We start from the raw sequence: 1,044 nt of genomic DNA on the forward strand, positions 1-1,044 counted from the left end.
GTGACTGGCGGCTGGCCGCGATCGACGGCACGACATTCGACCTGCCCGACACGAGCGCGAACGTGGAGGCGTTCGGTCGTCCTCCCCGCTCCGGGCGGGGCGAACAGAACGTCGGCTACCCGCAGTTGCGCATGGTCGGCCTGGTGGAGTGCGGCACCCACGTCATCTTCGGCGCCGCGCTCGCAGCTCTGCGCACCGGAGAGCAGACCCTGGCCCGGGCGGTCCTGGTGTCCCTGCGGCCGGGGATGCTGCTGCTGGCCGACCGCGGCTTCTACGGCGTGGACCTGTGGCGCGAGGCCGCGGCGACCGGGGCAGACCTACTGTGGCGGGTCCGCAAAGACCTCGTACTGCCCGTGGTCGAGCAACTGCCGGACGGCTCCTACCTCACCGAGATCTTCGACCGCAGCGACATCCACCACACCCGTCGCGGGGTCCCGGTACGCGCGGTCGAGTACACCATCGCCGGCCACGAGGGCGTCTACCGGCTCATCACCACGATCCTCGACCCGGACAAGGCCCCGGCCGCGGAACTGGCCGCCCTCTACGCCCAGCGATGGGAGTTCGAGTCCACCCTCGACGAAATCAAGACCCACCTCGGCGGGCCACACCTGGTACTGCGTTCGCAGCACCCAGACGGGGCCGAGCAGGAACTTTACGGCTTCCTGCTCGTCCACCACGCCATCCGGCACCTGATGCACCAGGCCGCACGGCACGCCGACCAGGACCCCGACCGGATCTCCTTCACCCGCTCACTGCGCGTCGCACGCCGCCAGGTCACCGACCAGGCGGCATTTTCCCCCCGGTCGACTCGCCCGCGCGATCAAAGCCACCCACGCTGAACTTCTCCAACGCCTCCTGCCACCACGACGCCACCGGACCAACCCCCGCGCCATCAAACGCAAAGTCGCCAGCTGGCCCCTCAAGCGCGCCGCCCACCGGGCTGTAGACCGCCCAACCACCGTGGCCATCACCCTCGTTGGCGCCACTAAACCCAGACGGGTCAAACGCACATCAAAGCACTAAGTTACCGGTATTGAGGCTAGG

At 68.8% G+C, this 1,044-nt stretch carries 1 protein-coding gene; it reads left to right on the forward strand.

Annotated features, from left to right (window positions below; all coding sequences use genetic code 11):
- On the forward strand, positions 1-839 hold an 839-nt coding region (locus ABZ656_RS58125; RefSeq protein ID WP_360280908.1), incomplete at its 5' end, for an IS4 family transposase.
- Positions 840-1,044 lie beyond the last annotated feature (205 nt).

It is taken from the genome of Streptomyces sp. NPDC007095 (genome assembly GCF_040634475.1).
Taxonomy (GTDB): Bacteria; Actinomycetota; Actinomycetes; order Streptomycetales; family Streptomycetaceae; genus Streptomyces.